Annotated in this window: 25 protein-coding genes; 19 read left to right on the top strand and 6 right to left on the bottom strand. The window is 53.6% G+C overall.

The window, feature by feature from the left end; genetic code table 11:
- Positions 1–21: 21 nt before the first annotated feature.
- A complete protein-coding gene (mobB, locus tag DWY79_RS01440; RefSeq protein ID WP_004291483.1) occupies positions 22–1,269 on the bottom strand; it encodes a conjugal transfer protein MobB in 1,248 nt (415 codons plus the stop codon).
- On the bottom strand, positions 1,248–1,676 hold the full coding sequence (gene mobA, locus DWY79_RS01435) for a conjugal transfer protein MobA (RefSeq protein WP_004291488.1): 429 nt from the start codon (positions 1,674–1,676) through the stop codon (positions 1,248–1,250). Before mobA ends, mobB begins: the two co-directional genes overlap by 22 nt.
- 421 nt (positions 1,677–2,097) lie before the next feature.
- On the opposite strand from mobA, the gene DWY79_RS01420 reads away from it, so the two are divergent.
- The 19 genes from DWY79_RS01420 to DWY79_RS23345 all read left to right on the top strand — a co-directional run bounded on the left by DWY79_RS01420 (position 2,098) and on the right by DWY79_RS23345 (position 16,426).
- Positions 2,098–3,147, top strand: coding sequence for a ParA family protein (locus tag DWY79_RS01420; RefSeq protein ID WP_004291492.1), 1,050 nt, complete (start codon positions 2,098–2,100; stop codon positions 3,145–3,147).
- A gap of 2 nt (positions 3,148–3,149) precedes the next feature.
- Positions 3,150–3,590, top strand: coding sequence for a DUF3408 domain-containing protein (locus DWY79_RS01415; protein ID WP_004291503.1), 441 nt, complete (start codon positions 3,150–3,152; stop codon positions 3,588–3,590).
- 2 nt (positions 3,591–3,592) lie between these two features.
- Positions 3,593–3,946 carry a DUF3408 domain-containing protein gene (locus tag DWY79_RS01410; RefSeq protein WP_004291505.1) on the top strand — a complete coding sequence of 118 codons (354 nt, stop codon included), beginning with the start codon at positions 3,593–3,595 and terminating at the stop codon, positions 3,944–3,946.
- A 16-nt stretch (positions 3,947–3,962) separates the two neighbouring features.
- Positions 3,963–4,691 (top strand): hypothetical protein, encoded by a 729-nt coding sequence (locus DWY79_RS01405; protein ID WP_004304280.1) that lies wholly within the window; start codon positions 3,963–3,965, stop codon positions 4,689–4,691.
- A 201-nt stretch (positions 4,692–4,892) separates the two neighbouring features.
- Positions 4,893–5,210 (top strand): DUF4134 domain-containing protein, encoded by a 318-nt coding sequence (locus DWY79_RS01400; RefSeq protein ID WP_002560983.1) that lies wholly within the window; start codon positions 4,893–4,895, stop codon positions 5,208–5,210.
- Between the two features lie 10 nt (positions 5,211–5,220).
- Positions 5,221–5,553: a DUF4133 domain-containing protein gene (locus DWY79_RS01395; protein WP_004291514.1), complete on the top strand. Its 333-nt coding sequence runs from the start codon at positions 5,221–5,223 to the stop codon at positions 5,551–5,553.
- Entirely contained in the window at positions 5,550–8,054 is a 2,505-nt protein-coding gene (locus DWY79_RS01390) for a TraG family conjugative transposon ATPase (RefSeq protein ID WP_004291515.1), read from the top strand. Before DWY79_RS01395 ends, DWY79_RS01390 begins: the two co-directional genes overlap by 4 nt.
- 40 nt (positions 8,055–8,094) lie before the next feature.
- Entirely contained in the window at positions 8,095–8,475 is a 381-nt protein-coding gene (locus DWY79_RS01385; protein WP_004291516.1) for a DUF3876 domain-containing protein, read from the top strand.
- A gap of 23 nt (positions 8,476–8,498) precedes the next feature.
- On the top strand, positions 8,499–9,128 hold the full coding sequence (locus tag DWY79_RS01380; RefSeq protein WP_004304283.1) for a DUF4141 domain-containing protein: 630 nt from the start codon (positions 8,499–8,501) through the stop codon (positions 9,126–9,128).
- A gap of 3 nt (positions 9,129–9,131) precedes the next feature.
- Positions 9,132–10,136: a conjugative transposon protein TraJ gene (gene traJ / locus DWY79_RS01375; protein WP_004291518.1), complete on the top strand. Its 1,005-nt coding sequence runs from the start codon at positions 9,132–9,134 to the stop codon at positions 10,134–10,136.
- Positions 10,137–10,167: 31 nt separating this feature from the next.
- Positions 10,168–10,791: a conjugative transposon protein TraK gene (gene traK / locus DWY79_RS01370; protein WP_004291519.1), complete on the top strand. Its 624-nt coding sequence runs from the start codon at positions 10,168–10,170 to the stop codon at positions 10,789–10,791.
- A 6-nt stretch (positions 10,792–10,797) separates the two neighbouring features.
- Positions 10,798–11,106, top strand: a complete 309-nt coding sequence (locus DWY79_RS22665) for a TraL conjugative transposon family protein (RefSeq protein ID WP_004291520.1) — start codon at positions 10,798–10,800, stop codon at positions 11,104–11,106.
- Entirely contained in the window at positions 11,087–12,439 is a 1,353-nt protein-coding gene (gene traM / locus DWY79_RS01365; protein ID WP_004291521.1) for a conjugative transposon protein TraM, read from the top strand. The genes DWY79_RS22665 and traM overlap by 20 nt, the downstream gene beginning before the upstream one ends.
- A gap of 34 nt (positions 12,440–12,473) precedes the next feature.
- Positions 12,474–13,460: a conjugative transposon protein TraN gene (gene traN / locus DWY79_RS01360; protein WP_004291522.1), complete on the top strand. Its 987-nt coding sequence runs from the start codon at positions 12,474–12,476 to the stop codon at positions 13,458–13,460.
- Between the two features lie 2 nt (positions 13,461–13,462).
- Positions 13,463–14,038, top strand: a complete 576-nt coding sequence (locus DWY79_RS01355; RefSeq protein ID WP_004291523.1) for a conjugal transfer protein TraO — start codon at positions 13,463–13,465, stop codon at positions 14,036–14,038.
- A 7-nt stretch (positions 14,039–14,045) separates the two neighbouring features.
- A complete protein-coding gene (locus DWY79_RS01350; RefSeq protein WP_004291524.1) occupies positions 14,046–14,948 on the top strand; it encodes a toprim domain-containing protein in 903 nt (300 codons plus the stop codon).
- Positions 14,945–15,448, top strand: a complete 504-nt coding sequence (locus tag DWY79_RS01345) for a DUF3872 domain-containing protein (RefSeq protein ID WP_004291525.1) — start codon at positions 14,945–14,947, stop codon at positions 15,446–15,448. Before DWY79_RS01350 ends, DWY79_RS01345 begins: the two co-directional genes overlap by 4 nt.
- Positions 15,445–15,972, top strand: coding sequence for a hypothetical protein (locus tag DWY79_RS01340; protein WP_004291526.1), 528 nt, complete (start codon positions 15,445–15,447; stop codon positions 15,970–15,972). The genes DWY79_RS01345 and DWY79_RS01340 overlap by 4 nt, the downstream gene beginning before the upstream one ends.
- Before the next feature lie 64 nt (positions 15,973–16,036).
- Positions 16,037–16,426 (top strand): hypothetical protein, encoded by a 390-nt coding sequence (locus tag DWY79_RS23345; RefSeq protein ID WP_004291527.1) that lies wholly within the window; start codon positions 16,037–16,039, stop codon positions 16,424–16,426.
- Between the two features lie 33 nt (positions 16,427–16,459).
- Here DWY79_RS23345 and DWY79_RS01330 read toward each other — a convergent pair whose 3' ends face one another.
- Genes DWY79_RS01330 through DWY79_RS01315 form a run of 4 tightly spaced genes read right to left on the bottom strand, consistent with a single transcriptional unit; the run spans position 16,460 to position 17,574 of the window.
- Positions 16,460–16,768, bottom strand: a complete 309-nt coding sequence (locus tag DWY79_RS01330; RefSeq protein WP_004304290.1) for a hypothetical protein — start codon at positions 16,766–16,768, stop codon at positions 16,460–16,462.
- Between the two features lie 53 nt (positions 16,769–16,821).
- Positions 16,822–17,124, bottom strand: a complete 303-nt coding sequence (locus DWY79_RS01325; RefSeq protein ID WP_005783104.1) for a hypothetical protein — start codon at positions 17,122–17,124, stop codon at positions 16,822–16,824.
- Positions 17,064–17,297 (bottom strand): DUF3873 domain-containing protein, encoded by a 234-nt coding sequence (locus DWY79_RS01320; RefSeq protein WP_004304291.1) that lies wholly within the window; start codon positions 17,295–17,297, stop codon positions 17,064–17,066. Before DWY79_RS01320 ends, DWY79_RS01325 begins: the two co-directional genes overlap by 61 nt.
- A 19-nt stretch (positions 17,298–17,316) precedes the next feature.
- Complete coding sequence (locus DWY79_RS01315) at positions 17,317–17,574, bottom strand: hypothetical protein (RefSeq protein ID WP_004291531.1); 258 nt, start codon at positions 17,572–17,574, stop codon at positions 17,317–17,319.
- Positions 17,575–17,583 lie beyond the last annotated feature (9 nt).

Genomic DNA, 17,583 nt, shown 5'->3' with positions numbered 1-17,583 from the left:
TTTTAATTGTTGATACTCTGATTACATACCCAAGCCCTTGCGTTTTTTCTTCTTTTTGCGCTTCATCGCCCGGATGAAAGCCTCTTCCTCGGCATCTACCGCCGGACCTTCGGGAGTGAGCAAGCCCATACCGCCCGATATATCTTCACTGTCGTAGGCGGTCTGCCCGTGTGCCTTGTCCGCAGCATCCACAGGGATGGATAGCGGTATCGGCGGTTGTCCGGCGTATGGCAGGGTGAAGTGTTCCTGCAAGGCATTCGCCGAAAGCTCCTTACCCATGCGCGAACCGTTCAGCACGCATCCCGTGCGGTGGTCGATGAAGGTAGCCCCATAGATGCGCCCTTCCTCTGTGTAGCGCAGTACGGTGTCGATGCCCTTCTCTTTGAGTTGGGATACAAATTTGTCCTTGTCATAAGTGCCTTGCAGCACGGAAAGGACGGTGCGTTTCGTCATGTCTGCCAGTTTCCTATCCTTGATTTCCGATTTGGAACGGACAAACTTCTTCTGTACGGCTTCATAGCCTGCGGACTTCCCGAAAAGCGAGGATTTGAACGGGTTGCCCACCTTGTTACCCTTGTCGTCCGTGACGGAATAGACCAGCCCGTGATACTCCCGTCCGCGCACGTTGCCCCTCGCTTCCTCCACCGTCATATTATATAAGGAAAGGAGCGCACGGTATTCGCCCATCGTCTGGAAACGGTACTGCCCATTCAGAGCCTTCACGGTGTTGCCTACCTGCTTCTTCACATCACCTGCCGATGCGGCCACCTTGCGCAACGGATTATCCAATCTCTGATTTTTACGTTCTGCCGGATGCAATCCGTACTTCTGTTCCAGTTCCCTGCGGATACGGTCGCTGCGGCGGTAGAGAAAATCCCGGTTGAGCCTTTTCCCGTTCTCGTCCACGTTGACCGTCACGATGTGCAGGTGGTGGCGGTCGATGTCCTCGTGCTTGAATACAAGATAAGGCTGGTTTCCGAAACCGAGTTTTTCCAGATACTCGCGGGCGATATTCTGCAACTCAATATCGGTCAGCACATCCTCCGGGTGCGGGTTGAGAGAGATATGCACCACCGGCTTCTCGATCTTCATCTGCGGTGGCAGGAAGGTGAGAAAACCCTCCATCGCCTTGCCTATGTCCACCGTTCCCGAACCGTCATTGTAGATGCGGTTGGTGGTGAGAAGCCGCCCCTGCGCCTCGTTAATCTTCTCCCCGTTGTAGGCAATCGCGCCGTACAACGAACTTCCTACACTGATTTTTGCGACCATTTTGCCTCCATTTCCCTTGAAAGTTCCACAATCCGGCGGCTCAGTTTCACGAGTTCGACGGTGTGTTGCTCTAATTTGTAGAGCAACGCCATCGCCTTTTTCTCTGAAAAATGCAGCCTCAGTTCCTTCACGACTTGGTTGTAATTCGTACCCACGGCACGGAATTGTGCATGAAAATCCGACAGTTTGGTGTAATAGTCCACCAACGTCTTGTCCACCTTCAGCACCTTGAACGGTTGCCCGAAGAAGTGCGCTTTGAGGAAAACAGACCGTGCATAGACACCCGATTTTCCGAACATGGCGAGGAAACGGTTGTGTTCCTCCTCGTTGAAACGGACGGTGTACCGGTACACCGCCGGATCAAGTTTGGGATTTCTCCCTGATTTGCTTTTCCTTTTCTCTTTCATATTACTTTGGATTTAGCGGATTGACGGCATAAGCCGCCGCTTCGGATTACAGCACCGCAGTTCTGAAAGGCTTCCCGACTTCGGAGGGAAAGCCCGCCCCCTGCAAGGGCAAGTGCTTTTCGTGGCTGCTCAAAATATTTTGAGCGGCTGAAAAGACATCTTGCTATGTTCAGGTGAACATAAAAATCCGTCAGGGGACGGATTGGGAAAATACCTTTCAGGACTCCGGGCCGCGCGTCATCGGCGAACCCTGCTGTCCGGGTGCAAAGTTACGCCCTTAAAGCGGTATCGGACAGATGCTTGACCCGGTCAATGACTGCCAACCGGCGCAACGTGCCGCCACTTGCCGGAGAAGTGATACAGGTTCCAAAATATACTTGTTTATTTGCAGCATGATTCAAGAAACGAACGATTTGAAGATATGATAAACGGAACATTCAAATACCCGGAAATCCGCTTCTTCGGATACTTGCCGAAACGGATACCCGAACCGTCGGAAACCCGGTTCTCCGACAATTCGGTGACGTATGGATTCAATGACTTCATGACGCAATGTCGTCAATCACCATTTGTCCGACGCACCGCTTCACCACAGAACCGGATACGCGACGACCCGCCTGCGTGTGTAGTCACGGAAGCGGATGGTGCGACAGCCAAATCCGTATGGAAACAGAAAAACAAATCATCAACAATTAAAATAAATGGAACTATGAGTAAGGAAATCTTCGTTGCATTCGCAACACAGAAAGGTGGCATCGGCAAATCCACTGTCACGGCACTTGCCGCCAGCTACCTGCACAACGTGAAAGGCTACAATGTCGCCGTCGTGGACTGCGACGACCCGCAGCACAGCATCCACGGGCTGCGCGAACACGAAATGGGGCTTATCGACAGCAGCACCTACTTCAAGGCTCTCGCTTGCGACCATTTCCGCCGGATCAAAAAGAACGCCTACACCATCGTCAAAAGCAATGCGGTGAACGCCCTCGACGATGCCGAGAGGATGATTGCCACTGAGGACGTGAAACCCGACGTGGTGTTCTTCGACATGCCCGGCACACTCCGAAGCAACGGCGTGATAAAGACGCTCTCGCAGATGGACTACATTTTCACTCCGCTGAGTGCCGACCGCTTTGTCGTGGAGAGTACCCTGAAATTCGTCACGATGTTCCGCGACAGGCTGATGACTACCGGACAGGCGAAAACAAAGGGGCTGCATCTGTTCTGGACGATGGTGGACGGCAGGGAGAGGAACGACTTGTACGGCATCTACGAGGAAGTGATAGCCGAAATGGGCTTTCCGGTACTTTCCACCCGCTTGCCCGACAGCAAGAAGTTCCGCCGTGACCTTTCGGAAGAGCGCAAGAGCGTTTTCCGCTCCACCATCTTCCCGATGGACACGGCACTGCTGAAAGGGAGTGGCATCCGGGAGTTTTCCGAAGAGATAAGCGACATCATCAGACCGCAGTGAGCATGGGCAGCAGGAAAGTGAACACGGAAGGCATCGACGAGGAACTGCTGTTAGCCTCCATCGGGCGGCGCACACAGGACGGGACACTGCGCCCCGCACAGGAAGTACCCGCAGCTGCACCGACCGAAGAGGACACCGCCGCACCGGAACCATCTCCTGTGCAACCCGTAACACGGGAAAAAGCGCAGAGGGAAAGTGGACGCCGGAAAAGGCAGGACGAGGACTACAACGAGCTATTCCTGCGCCGCAACGAGATAAAGACCCGCCAATGTGTCTATATCAGCCGTGACGTCCACGGCAAGATCCTCAGAATCGTGAACGACATCGCCGGAGGGGAAATCTCAGTAGGCGGATATGTGGATACCGTGCTGCGCCAGCATCTGGAACAGCACAAGGAGAGAATCAACGAACTGTACAAGAAACAACGTGAAGATCTGATTTGAAAATGGAAAAAGAAATGACACCGAATGAAAAAAGACCACAGCAAGACTGCGGAGGTATGTTTACCCAAGTGCAGGCGAGTGTGGAAATACTGTCGCCTGTCCCGGTAAGCGGCAAATGCAGTGAGAAGGACTATGAACGCCTGTTCATCCGCGACCCGGAAGTAAAGGCACGTGAGGGGAAGATGGCGTATGTGCGCCCGGAGTACCACGAGCGTATCATGCGTATCACCCGTGTAATCGGGCATGACCGGCTTACGCTGTCCGCTTACATCGACCATGTGCTGACGCACCACTTCAACCAGTGCGAAGATGCGATAAAGAGCCTTTATGCCCGAAATTACAATTCAGTATTCTAACCAAAAACGGAAGGATATGAATTACACAATCAGCATGACAGACATTCTGCTGGCGGTATCGGTCGGCTGCAACCTCTGGTTCCTGTTCCTGCTCCTTTACGAGCGCATCATGGACACGCGGATTGTCCGCTTCTTCAAGGGCATTGTCGGATTATGGCGGTCACTGGACGGGAATGAGGCTAAACGCATAGCGGCACACGAGGAAGTCCCTGCGGAAAAGGCGGACATCATCGGCAAGAGCCGTTTCAGGATGGCATCCACCCGGACAACCGCTGCCATACCGACGCAAGAAGCCGCCACTATTGAAAAAGGCATTGAGCTGTCGGAGGAAGAGGCTACTTTTGACGACGGAAAAACGGGAAACGCATCCCGCCCGGCACAAGTCCCGGAGGAAAAACTCGATGAGACCTTCACGAGCATACCGCCGGAGGAACTGGGATACGGGGACGACGAACCGGAAGAGGACGCCTCGGACACGCCACGGGCTTCGGGCAGCAGCTTTGACGAGATTGACGACGCCTGCAAGACCGCCAAAAACCCGGACGCGACACAGGCGGAACGTGAAAAGGCGGCTAAGGTGTTCACCGACATGGAGGGCACGGAGTTGTACGAGAAAATGATGGAAGGCTCTTCGGAGATAGGCATCCGCATCAAGGGGCTTATCGAGATTCGGCTGAAGAAATCTGAAAAGGAGTTCGTCGTGCCGGACAACATCGAGGAGTTCGACATTCGCAACTATGTATGACAACAATAAAAGAAATGAACATGAAAGAATGACATCAACCCACGCGGCGAGGAAACGCAAGGCGCATCCCCATCCGCAACGGACACGCCCACGTCCGTGGAAACAAACGGGCATCCACTAAAACCAAAGTAAAGAAACAAAGTATCAACCGCCCGACAAAGGACCATCCACCCTTTTGACGGCAAAAAACAAGAACAGTTTATGAACAAGAACATCTTGAAAAACAGAAAAGCAATCCTCTCCGCGGCACTTGTCATCGCCGCAACCGCCTCCGCTTTCGCGCAGGGAAACGGCATCGCGGGCATCAACGAAGCCACCTCTATGGTGAGTTCTTATTTCGACCCCGGAACTAAACTGATATACGCCATCGGTGCAGTCGTCGGGCTTATCGGGGGCGTAAAAGTGTACGGCAAGTTTTCATCGGGCGACCCCGACACCAGCAAGACAGCCGCCTCGTGGTTCGGCGCGTGCATCTTCCTGATTGTTGCCGCCACCATCCTGCGCTCATTCTTCCTTTAATAAATAATGTATGGCTGAATACCCAATCAACAAGGGTATCGGCCGTCCGGTAGAGTTCAAGGGCTTGAAGGCACAGTACCTCTTCATCTTCTGCGGAGGTCTGCTGGCTCTCTTCGTCCTGTTCGTCATCCTCTACATGGTCGGTATCGACCAGTGGATATGTATCGGCTTCGGCGCGGCATCGTCCTCCCTCCTTGTATGGCAGACCTTCGCGCTGAACGCCCGGTACGGTGAACACGGGCTGATGAAATTAGGAGCGGCACGGAGCCATCCCCGATACCTTATCAACCGGCGGCGGATAACCCGTCTGTTCAAACGACAACGAAAGGAAGAAAGACAATGAGGAATACATCGAAAATGACAACACTGGAAAACAGGTTCCCACTTTTAGCGGTGGAGCATGGCTGCATCATCTCAAAGGACGCCGACATCACGGTGGCTTTCGAGGTGGAACTACCGGAACTTTACACCGTGACGGGTGCGGAGTACGAGGCGATACACAGTTGCTGGTGCAAGGCTATCAAGGTGCTGCCGGACTACTCCGTCGTCCACAAACAGGACTGGTTCATCAAGGAACGCTACAAACCGGAGCTTCAGAAGGACGACATGAGCTTTTTAAGCCGCTCTTTCGAGCGTCACTTCAACGAGCGTCCGTACCTGAAACACACCTGCTACCTCTACCTGACCAAGACAACAAAGGAGCGTAACCGGATGCAGAGCAATTTCAGCACGCTGTGCCGGGGACATATCATCCCGAAGGAGCTGGACAGGGAAACCACGACCAAGTTCTTGGAAGCCTGCGAACAGTTCGAGCGCATCATGAACGACAGCGGGCTTGTCAGGCTGCGCCGCCTCTCCACCGATGAGATTGTGGGTACTGAGGGAAAGACGGGACTTATTGAACGCTACTTCTCGCTCATGCCGGAAGGTGACACCACCTTGCAGGACATCGAGCTTTCGGCAAGGGAGATGCGCATCGGCGACAACCGCCTGTGTCTGCACACCCTCTCCGACGCGGAAGACCTGCCGGGCAAGGTGGCTACCGACACCCGTTACGAGAAGCTCTCCACCGACCGGAGTGACTGCCGACTGTCATTCGCCTCCCCGGTGGGGCTTCTGCTCTCCTGCAACCATATCTACAACCAGTATGTGCTGATAGACAACAGTGAGGAAACCTTGCAGAAGTTCGAGAAGTCCGCCCGTAACATGCAGTCGCTATCTCGCTATTCAAGGAGCAACAGCATCAACCGCGAGTGGATAGACCAATACCTGAACGAAGCCCATTCCTACGGACTGACCTCGGTACGGGCACACTTCAACGTCATGGCGTGGAGCGACGATGCGGAGGAACTGAAGCATATCAAGAACGACGTGGGCAGCCAGTTGGCAAGCATGGAATGCGTGCCGCGCCACAACACCATCGACTGCCCGACACTCTACTGGGCGGCGATACCCGGCAATGCGGCGGACTTCCCGGCGGAAGAGAGTTTCCACACCTTCATCGAACAGGCGGTGTGCCTGTTCACAGAGGAAACCAACTACCGCAGCTCGCTCTCGCCCTTCGGCATCAAGATGGTGGACAGGCTCACGGGAAAACCGCTGCACCTTGACATCTCCGACCTGCCCATGAAGCGAGGTATCACGACCAACCGCAACAAGTTCGTGCTGGGTCCTTCGGGCAGCGGCAAGTCTTTCTTCATGAACCACCTCGTGCGCCAATATTATGAGCAAGGCGCACATGTGGTATTGGTGGACACGGGAAACTCCTATCAGGGCTTGTGCGGCATGATCCGACGCAAGACAGGCGGAGCGGACGGTGTGTATTTCACCTACACGGAAGATAAGCCCATCAGCTTCAACCCGTTCTACACCGACGATTACATCTTCGACGTGGAGAAGAAGGACAGCATCAAGACCCTGTTGCTGACGCTCTGGAAGTCGGAGGACGACAAGGTGACAAAGACGGAGAGCGGCGAGCTGGGCAGTGCCGTGAGTGCCTATATTGAGCGCATCCAATCCGACCGTAGCATCGTGCCGTCGTTCAACACCTTCTACGAGTATATGCGTGACGACTACCGCAAGGAACTGGCACAGCGTGACATCAAGGTGGAGAAGTCCGACTTCAACATCGACAACATGCTCACCACCATGCGGCAGTATTACCGGGGCGGGCGTTACGATTTCCTGCTCAACTCCACGGAGAACATCGACCTGCTCGGCAAGCGGTTCATCGTCTTCGAGATAGATTCGATTAAAGAAAACCGCGAACTGTTCCCCGTCGTGACCATCATCATCATGGAAGCCTTCATCAACAAGATGCGGCGGCTGAAAGGCGTGCGGAAACAGCTTATCGTGGAAGAGGCTTGGAAGGCCCTCTCATCGGCGAACATGGCTGAATATCTGCGCTATATGTATAAGACGGTCAGAAAATATTACGGCGAGGCAATCGTGGTGACGCAGGAGGTGGACGACATTATCAGTTCTCCGGTGGTCAAAGAGAGCATTATCAACAACTCGGATTGTAAAATCCTGCTTGACCAAAGGAAATATATGAACAAGTTCGACCAGATACAGGCGTTGCTCGGACTGACGGAAAAGGAGAAGTCGCAGATACTCTCCATCAACATGGCGAACAACCCTTCACGGCTCTACAAGGAGGTGTGGATAGGCTTGGGCGGCACGCAGTCGGCGGTCTATGCCACGGAGGTCAGCGCGGAAGAGTATCTGGCGTACACCACCGAGGAAACGGAAAAAGTGGAGGTTTACCGTCTGGCGGAGAAGCTGGGCGACGACATCGAAGCCGCCATCCGGCAGCTTGCCGAAAGGCGGAGAAACAAGGAATAACTAAAAAACAGAATGTATCAACCAAAAAAGAAAAACGCGTATGAATTTACCAAAAGTGAAAATGCTGCAAGTCAGCAAGTGCCTTATCGGATTGGCGGTCATGATGCTGCAATCCTGCGACGTGGCCGACAACCGCCGCGACATGCTGTGCGGGAACTGGGAGAGCGTGGAGGGAAAACCTGACGTGCTTATCTACAAGGAGGGCGAAGCCTACAAAGTGACGGTGTTCCGTCGTAGCGGTCTGCGCCGCAAGCTCAAGCCGGAAACCTATCTCTTGCAGGAGGAGAACGGCAACCTGTTCATGAACACCGGCTTCCGCATCGACGTGTCCTACAACGAGGCCACGGATGTGCTGACTTTCTCGCCAAACGGGGACTATGTGCGGGTGAAGCCGCAGCCGGGACATCCGACCGAAGAATAACAACCACTAAAATCCAAAGTAACATGAGAACAAGAATAACAATGATTATCTGCCTGTGCCTGCTTTTCGCGGGCAGGGCAAGCGCACAGTGGGTCGTAAGCGATCCGGGCAATCTAGCGCAGGGCATCATCAATGCCTCCAAAAACATCATCCATACCTCCAAGACCGCCACGAACATGGTGAGCAACTTTCAGGAGACGGTGAAAATCTATCAGCAGGGCAAGAAGTATTACGATGCCCTCAAATCGGTGAACAATCTGGTCAAGGACGCCCGCAAGGTGCAGCAGACCATCCTGATGGTGGGCGACATCACAGACATCTATGTGAACAGTTTCCAACGGATGCTCCGTGACGGGAATTTCAGACCCGAAGAGCTTTCCGCAATCGCTTTCGGCTACACGAAACTGCTGGAGGAAAGCAACGAAGTGTTGACGGAACTCAGGAACGTGGTGAACATCACCACGCTCTCCATGACCGACAAGGAGCGCATGGACGTGGTGGAACGCTGCCACTCGAAGATGAAGCGTTACCGCAACCTCGTGAGCTACTACACGAACAAGAACATCTCCGTGAGTTACCTGCGTGCGAAAAAGAAGAACGACCTCGACCGCATCATGGGGCTGTACGGGAACATGAACGAAAGATACTGGTAGCCTATGAAGTTCGACAACCTTCATCAGATTTTACGTTCACTTTATGAGCAGATGATGCCGCTGTGTGGGGACATGGCTGGTGTGGCGAAAGGCATCGCCGGGCTGGGTGCGCTGTTCTACGTCGCCTACCGGGTATGGCAGTCGCTGGCGAGAGCTGAACCGATAGACGTATTCCCGATGCTCCGTCCTTTTGCCATCGGTCTGTGCATCATGTTCTTCCCGACTGTGGTGCTGGGCACGATAAACAGCATCCTCTCACCCGTCGTACAGGGCACGGCAAAGATGCTGGAGGCGGAAACGCTGGACATGAACCGATACCGGGAGCAGAAGGACAAACTGGAATACGAGGCGATGGTACGCAACCCCGAAACCGCCTACCTCGTGTCCAACGAGGAATTTGACAAGCAACTGGAGGAACTCGGCTGGTCGCCCTCCGACATGGTGACGATGGCGGGAATGTATATCGACCGGGGAATGTACAACATGAAGAAGAGCATCCGCGACTTCTTCCGCGAGATACTCGAACTGCTGTTCCAAGCCGCCGCCCTCGTGATAGACACCGTCCGCACCTTCTTTCTCGTGGTGCTGGCGATTCTCGGTCCGATAGCCTTCGCCCTGTCGGTATGGGACGGTTTCCAAAACACGCTCACGCAGTGGATATGCCGCTATATACAGGTCTATCTGTGGCTACCGGTATCGGACATGTTCAGCACCATACTGGCGAAGATACAGGTTCTGATGCTGCAAAACGACATCGAGCGGATGCAGGCAGACCCGAACTTCTCGCTGGATTCGAGCGACGGGGTGTATATCGTATTCCTCTGCATCGGCATCATCGGCTACTTTACCATTCCCACCGTTGCGGGCTGGATTATCCAAGCCGGAGGCATGGGCGGTTACGGTCGCAACGTGAACCAGATGGCGGGACGAGCCGGAAGCATGGCGGGCAGCGTGGCGGGTGCAGCCGCAGGAAACGCAGTCGGACGTGTCGGCAAATTGCTGAAATAATCAATGTGCAATCATAAATTGGAAAATATAAATGGAATTCAAATCACTTAGAAACATCGAATCGTCGTTCAGGCAGATACGCCTGTTCGGTATCGTCTTCCTCTCGCTGTGCGCCGTGGTGACGGTGTGGAGCGTGTGGAACTCCTACCGTTTCGCAGAGAAGCAACGGGAGAAAATCTATGTGCTGGACAACGGCAAGAGCCTGATGCTCGCCTTGTCTCAGGATTTGTCGCAGAACCGCCCGGCGGAGGCACGGGAACATGTGCGCCGTTTCCACGAGATGTTCTTCACGCTATCACCTGAAAAAAGCGCGATTGAACACAACGTGAAACGTGCCTTGCTGCTGGCGGACAAGAGCGTGTACCACTATTATTCGGACTTCGCGGAGAAGGGGTACTACAACCGCATCATCGCCGGGAACATCAACCAAGTGCTGAAGGTGGACAGCGTGGTGTGCGACTTCAACGCCTATCCCTACCGTGCCGTGACCTACGCCACACAGAAAATCATCCGGCAGAGCAACGTCACCGAGCGCAGCCTCGTGACCACCTGCCGCCTGCTGAACGCATCGCGGTCGGATGACAACCCGAACGGTTTTACCATCGAGGGTTTCACCATCATTGAGAACAAGGATTTACAGACTATCAAACGGTAACAGGACATGAAAAGTATCAGAAAATCAATGTGGGGCATGTATTGGAAACTCCACGACAAACGGAAACGCTTGGCGGCAAGTCTCAAAGGGTATCTGGACGGCTTGCCGCCGGAAACACGCCGCCGCATCGTGCTGGGGATGTTCGCCGCCTTCGCGGTGCTTGCCCTTTACACCTTCGGCAGAGCCGTCTATGACATCGGCAGGAACGACGGCTCACATATGGAAACGGGACACGCCGGACGGGTGGAACTGCCGACCCCGGCGGAAACAGGCAATCACTTAACACCTTATTTATATGGAACAGACAAAGAATGAACCGACGAAAGAGAACAAAGCTGCTCCCGAAACGGGGAAACCGAAAAAGGAGCGCGAACCGCTGACAGAGGCGCAACGGCTGAAACGGCAGAAGATGATCGTGCTGCCCGCTATGGTGTTGGTGTTCATCGGGGCGATGTGGCTGATATTCGCCCCGTCCTCCGGCAAGGAGCAACCGCCGGGAACGGACGGATACAACACCGAGATGCCCGACGCTGACAAGGCGAACCGGCAGATTATCGGCGACAAGCTGAAAGCCTACGAGCATGGGGAGATGGAAGAGCGTCAGGAGAGCCGCAACCGTGCCATCGGGCAGCTGGGCGACATGTTCGACCGCGAGATAGCGGGAACGGAGAACGGAGTGGACTTCGACCTCGCCAATCCGGGCGGCAAGGAAGAAAGGGCAAAGCCAGCCACGCCGCAGACCATCCAGTCCTCCGCAGCCGCCTACCGTGACCTGAACGCCACGCTCGGAAACTTCTACGACCAGCCGAAAAACGACAATGCGGAGATGGACGAATTGTTGGAGCGCATCGCATCGCTGGAGTCGGAACTGGAAAGCGAGAGGGGCAAGGCTTCCTCTATGGACGAGCAGGTGGCTCTTATGGAGAAGTCCTACGAGCTGGCGGCAAAGTACATGGGCGGTCAGAACGGAGGACAGCCATCGGCGGAACAGAGGGCAGAGCCAACTACCGTGCAGAAAGGGAAGAAGAACAAGGCAATGCCTATCAGACAGGTGGAGCATCAAGTAGTTTCTTCACTCTCACAGCCTATGAGTAACGCGGAGTTTGTCGCCGCCTTATCGCAGGAACGCAACCGGGGTTTCAACACGGCTGTCGGCACGGCGGAGGTATTGGACAGGAACACCATACCGGCGTGCGTGCATGGGGCGCAGAGCGTGACGGACGGGCAGACGGTAAGGCTGCGCCTGCTGGAGCCTATGGCGGTGGCAGGCAGGACAATACCCCGGGGTGCGGTGGTGGTCGGCACGGGCAAGATACAGGGTGAGCGGCTCGACATCGAGATTACCTCGCTGGAATACGACGGCACGATTATCCCCGTGGAGCTTGCGGTCTATGACACGGACGGACAGCCCGGCATCTTCATCCCGAACTCGATGGAGATGAACGCCGTCCGGGAGGTCGCCGCCAACATGGGCGGCTCGCTGGGAAGCAGCATCAACATCTCCACCAATGCCGGGGCGCAGCTCGCCTCCGACTTGGGCAAGGGGCTGATACAAGGCACGAGCCAGTACATCGCCAAAAAGATGCGAACCGTCAAGGTGCATCTGAAAGCCGGGTACAGGGTCATGCTTTACCAAGAAAAATATTGAAAACAATAAAAATTACCACTAAAATCCAAAAGTAATGAGAAAAGTAATCATCATGTTTGCCCTCGCTATGGGCATCATAACTGCCAACGCGCAGGAGAATGTAACCGTTGAAACGACCAACGGAAGTGAACAACCGACCTTGACGAAGGAGGTCTATCCGCAGAAGGAGGCGGACGGCGACCTATATCACGGGCTGTCACGCAAGCTGACCTTCGACCGCATGATACCGCCGCACGGTCTGGAAGTGACCTACGACAAGACCGTCCACGTCATTTTTCCGGCGGAGGTGCGCTATGTCGATTTAGGCTCGCCCGACCTGATTGCCGGGAAAGCCGACGGAGCGGAGAACATCATCCGTGTGAAGGCTACCGTAAGGAATTTTCCCAACGAAACGAATATGTCCGTCATCACGGAGGACGGCAGTTTCTACACCTTCAACGTGAAGTACGCCGCCGAACCGCTGTTGCTCAACGTGGAGATGTGCGACTTCATCCATGACGGCAGCACGGTGAACCGCCCGAACAACGCGCAGGAAATCTATCTGAAAGAGCTGGGCAGCGAAAGCCCGATGCTGGTGCGCCTTATCATGAAGTCCATCCACAAACAGAACAAGCGCGAGGTGAAGCATATCGGCTGCAAGCGTTTCGGCATCCAATACCTGTTGAAAGGCATCTACACGCACAACGGCTTGCTTTATTTCCACACGGAGATAAAGAACCAGAGCAACGTGCCTTTCGATGTGGACTACATCACTTGGAAAATCGTGGACAAGAAGGTTGCGAAGCGTACTGCCGTGCAGGAGCAGATTATTCTGCCGCTCCGCGCGCAGAACTACGCCACCCTCGTGCCGGGCAAAAAGAGCGAGCGCACGGTCTTCACGATGGCGAAGTTCACCATCCCCGATGACAAGTGCCTCGTGGTGGAATTGAACGAGAAGAACGGCGGCCGTCACCAGTCCTTCGTGATTGAGAACGAGGATTTGGTACGCGCGGGTACCATCAACGAACTTCAAGTACGCTGACCATGAGAAAGTACATCGCAATAATCATCGCGTCGCTTGCCCTTTTTACAGGGCAGGCGCACGCCCAGCGGTGTCTGCCGAAGATGCAGGGCATCGAGGTGAGGGCGGACATGGCGGACGGCTTCAATCTCGGCGGCAAGGACGGCGGGTACAGCTTCGGGGCGGCTCTCTCCACCTACACGAAGAAGGGGAACAAGTGGGTGTTCGGTGGCGAATACCTGTTGAAGAACAATCCCTACAAGGACACCAAGATACCCGTGGCGCAGTTCACGGCGGAGGGCGGCTATTACTTCAAGATACTGTCGGACGCCCGAAAGATTGTTTTCGTCTATGCCGGGGCTTCGGCTCTCGCCGGATATGAGGCGGTAAATTGGGGGAAGAAGGTGCTGCATGACGGCTCCACGCTGCACGACCGGGACGCCTTCATCTACGGCGGTGCGCTGACGCTCGATGTGGAGTGTTACGTGGCAGACCGTATCGCCCTGCTTGCCAACCTGCGGGAGCGTTGCCTTTGGGGTGGCGACACACGGAAGTTCCACACGCAGTTCGGGGTCGGTATCAAGTTCATCATCAACTGACACGGGCATGGAAAGGACGGAAATAGATGCTGTCAGAAGGATGCCGCTTGCGGATTTTCTCGCACGGCTGGGGCATGAGCCTGTCAGAAGGAGCGGTAACGAGCTGTGGTATCTTGCCCCGTACAGGGGCGAGCGCACATCCTCTTTCCGTGTGAACGTGGCGAAACAGCTCTGGTACGACTTCGGTTTGGGCAAGGGCGGCGACATCTTCACGCTTGCCGGGGAGTTTCTGCAAAGCGATGACTTCATGAAGCAAGCGAAGTTCATAGCGGAAGCCGCCAATATGACGGTTGCCGGATGGGAAAAGCCCGTCTATCTCTCGAAGCCGACCGAATCCGTTTTTGAGGATGTGGAGGTCGCTCCGCTGCTCCGCTCACTGCTGACGGAGTATTTAGAGGAACGGGGCATCCCTTACGCCATCGCATCCCGTCACTGCTGCCGCTTGAACTACGGTGTGCGTGGGAAACGGTATTTTGCCGTTGGCTTTCCGAACATGGCAGGTGGCTATGAAGTCAGAAGCCGATATTTCAAGGGTTGCATACCTCCGAAGTCTGTATCACTGGTAAAGGCGAATGACATCCCGGCTGACGAGTGCCTCGTGTTCGAGGGCTTCATGGACTTTCTCTCTGCCGTGACGCTTGGTGTAACCGGTAACGCTGACTGTCTTGTGCTGAACTCAGTCGCCAACGTGGAGAAGGCGGCGGGATTGCTGGACGGATACGGGCGCATCGGCTGCTTCCTCGACCGTGACGAAGCCGGACGGCGGACGCTTGCCGCACTTACCATGCGATACGGGGAACGTGTCACCGACCGTTCCTCCCTCTATGACGGTTGCAAGGACTTGAACGAGTACCTGCAACTGACAACGAAAAAACAGAAAAACAACCATCTAAAAATCGAAGAACAATGAACATACTGAACAACAGAAACAAGAGAACATCAATATTCAAGGCAGTGGCGTTATGCCTGATAGCCGCCATGTCATTCACCCTCGTGTCATGTGACGATGACATGGACATCCAGCAGTCCTATCCCTTCACGGTGGAGGTCATGCCCGTGCCGAACAAGGTAGTAAAGGGGCAGACAGTGGAAATCCGCTGTGAACTGAAAAAGGAGGGCGACTTTTCGGGTACGCTCTATACCATCCGCTATTTCCAGTTCGAGGGGGAAGGCTCGCTCAAAATGGATAACGGCATCACCTTCCTGCCTAACGACCGCTACCTGCTGGAGAACGAAAAATTCCGCCTGTACTACACGGCGGCGGGTGATGAGGCGCATAATTTCATCGTGGTGGTGGAGGATAACTTTAGCAACTCCTACGAACTGGAATTTGACTTCAACAACAGGAATGTAAAGGACGACGATCTTACCATCGTTCCCATCGGCAACTTCAGCCCCTTGTTGAAATGATGCGTGTATTCATGACAATGCTCTGTTCACTTCTGACGGTCTGTTCTGTGTCCGCGCAGATCAGCCGCCAAGAGGGAACGGACGGGCAGGCGGCAATCTACCGACTGCCGCTTATGGAACGTGCTTTTTTATGCTGCCGCTACTTTGAAGGCTGGCACTCAGAAAAACACTACCCATACGTCGGTTGGGGTCACAAACTTTTGCCAAACGAGAAGTATTCGGCACGAACCATGACAAAACGGGATGCGGATGAACTTTTGCGGAAAGACCTGCGCAAATTTGTCGCCATGTTCCGTAAATTCGGGGTTGATTCGATTTTGCTTGGCACGTTAGCTTACAATGTGGGACCGGCGAAGCTGTTAGGCAGCAAAACAATCCCCAAAAGCACCTTAATCAAGAAGCTGGAAGCTGGTGACAGGAACATCTACCGTGAGTATATAGCCTTCTGCAACTACAAAGGAAAACGCCACGCCATGCTGCTCAAACGGAGAAAGGCGGAGTTTGCGCTGTTGTATATCCCATAAAAGGACTGACAAAACTGGCAAAAGACGTGCCATATTTAACTTGGCACGTCTTTTGCTCTATCACTTGATAGATTATCGTAGGATTTTCTCGTTAATTGACATCGTTGAGCCATTTTTGCCTATCGGTTTCCAAATAACACTTCAAGTTGTAAGTGTTGTGAGAGCAATACAAAACATAGTTATTAACCATAAAAAGTATAGCGAAATTATGAAGAAAGTATTTAGGAAAATTCAGAAAGGAACAACAAAAATGATTGAACGTATCAAATCGTTGGGGGAAATGGAGACGAAGCAGAAATGTGTAGTTCAACGGTTCGAGATTATCATTCCCCTCCACCAAAAAATAACGACCCAATATATAGCCTCCGCAAGTTTTACTTGCGGATTTTTTAGTTATCGCAGATTGGACAAAGGTTTCTTTGCTACTTTCTTTGTCCGCCATCATGCTCACTGAAAGAAAGTAGGGCGGCTCTCGCCGCCCCGCCACTCAAAAGCGTGTGTAAAGTCCCGTCACCATCGTGAACATTTCCTCCAGCATATCAAAATAGATACCCTCGTGTACGGCAATGTCCTTTGTCTTGCACTCAAAGGTCTTTTTGCTGAACGTCCTGCGGTAGAAGCGCATATTGTAGAGGTCTGCCCCTTCGTCATAGATGATGTCAAGGCGGTTGGCACTTGTTTTGTTCCTTGCAAGGCTCATCCGTAAGCCGTTGCCCATATCTATGAAATCACGGCTACCTGTCATGGCGGTGAAGCGTTTTCCGCCTATCTGCTGTAATATCGTCTTGGCTATCATATCTTTTGTTTTTAGGGTTTTAAGTATTGGCGGTGCGGACACCGCCATCCCGTTCAAAATTCTCGCATTTCGGAAATGGGGGTCTGCCGTTGTAGCCACTCTTTCACACATTCCATATTGTACTCGCTCGTGATGACTGCCGTATGGCTGTCGGTGGCGGTGAAACGTGTGCTTTCGTAATCATCTATCCACCCCTTGAGGGTGTCCGTTCCCCACGCTCCGGTATCGTCAAAGATACCGTCCAATGCCGTGATAGGTTCGCTGAACTTGACTATCAGCGTTTGATAGGTCGTGTTCATAGTCTGTCCTCCTTTCCCTTCTTTGCGTTCAGCCACTTGTCCCGTGCGGCTCGGCACTCGTCCAACGTGGGTTTGACACAAGAGAACAATTCTCTGTCTATGGGGTGGCGGTAGTCGTACTGCACAAGTGTCCGCCTGCGTCTTCCGATACCCGATTGGAAACGCTCGTATTTCTCCGTACCTGCTTCCGCGCAGGTGCTTACTCCGTTGATGGTCATTCGTGTTGTCATAATGTTGCTTTTTAGATGGTTAAAAATGTACTGACAGAACTCTGTTCTTCATCACCATTTCGGGGTTGCTTGTGTAGCGTTGGTGCAGGTAGAAATGGTGTGAGCCGAAGCCGTAAAGGAAAAACTTGTCAAGTTCGTGCTTCTCGGCAAACTCCTTTACGCTCTTTCTCAATTCCCCCTCACTCGTTGTGAGAGTGAGGAGGTTCACAAATTCAAGGAACATCGTGGGGATTGCATCATCCCACACACAAATCATACTTTCAATTCTTACTTCCATATCAATGTT

The organism is Parabacteroides sp. AF27-14, from assembly GCF_003635425.1.
GTDB classification, from domain to species: domain Bacteria; phylum Bacteroidota; class Bacteroidia; order Bacteroidales; family Tannerellaceae; genus Parabacteroides; species Parabacteroides distasonis.
The sequence above is the reverse complement of the archived record's forward strand: the minus strand, read 5'-3'. Positions and strand labels throughout refer to the sequence as shown.